The sequence below is a fragment of the Burkholderia sp. Bp9143 genome (assembly GCF_003853645.1).
Taxonomy (GTDB): Bacteria; Pseudomonadota; Gammaproteobacteria; order Burkholderiales; family Burkholderiaceae; genus Burkholderia.
This window is the reverse complement of the sequence record NZ_QTPO01000146.1, coordinates 1-953: the sequence shown is the minus strand read 5'-3', so window position 1 is coordinate 953 and position 953 is coordinate 1. Positions and strand designations below refer to the sequence as shown.

Sequence of the window (953 nt, the reverse complement as noted above, 5' to 3'; positions counted from 1 at the left end):
CCGTAGCTGTGCAGCCCGGACAGGAACATGTTGACGCCGAGGAACGCGAACGTCGTCACGAGCAGGCCCGTGAGCGCCCACCAGGCGGCAACCGCGCCGCGCAGGCCCTTCATCAGGCGCATGTGCAGCCAGGCCGCGTAGTTGAGCCACACGATCAGCGCCCAGGTTTCCTTCGGGTCCCAGCTCCAGTAGCCGCCCCACGCTTCCGCGGCCCACAGCGCGCCGAGAATCGTCGCGATCGTGAAGAACGCGAAACCGACCGCGATCGACTTGTACATCACGTCGTCGAGCACCTCCAGCGTCGGCAGGCGATCGGCGAGCATGCCGCGCTCCTTCATCAGGTACGCGACCGATACCATCGCCGACAGCGCGAAGCTGCCGTAGCCGATGAAGTTCGCCGGCACGTGGATCTTCATCCACCAGCTCTGCAGCGCCGGCACGAGCGGCTGGATCTGCTGCGCGTCGCGCGCGACCGAGTACCACATCAGGAAGCCGACGGCCGCGCTGATCACCAGCAGCACGAACGCGCCGAGCGCGCGCGTGCCGTAGTGGCCTTCGTAGTACAGGTAGAGCAGCGCGGTGATCAGGCTGAACAGCACGAACACTTCATACAGGTTCGACACCGGGATATGCCCGACGTCGGCGCCGATCAGGTAGGACTCATACCAGCGCACCATCAGGCCGGTGAAGCCCATCAGCACGGCGACCCACGTGAGTTTCTGGCCGATCGCGGAACCCGACGCCGAGCGCGCGAGCAGGCCGATCCAGTAGAAGATCGTCGCGAGCACGAACAGCGCGCTCATCCACAGGATCGCCGACTGGCTCGACAGGAAGTACTTGAGGAAGAACGCCGAATCGGCGCGCGCGAGATCGCCCTGGTAAATCTGGATCGACAGCAGCGACAGCACCGCGATCGACGCCATCATGAGCCGCGCCGGTTTCCAGCGCCAGCC

General features: G+C 65.5%; 1 protein-coding gene. It reads right to left on the bottom strand.

Translation table 11 applies throughout. The features are described from left to right. Window positions 1-953 (bottom strand): c-type cytochrome biogenesis protein CcsB (gene ccsB, locus DIE23_RS39040; protein ID WP_124618202.1); only part of this gene is annotated, 953 nt, incomplete at both ends.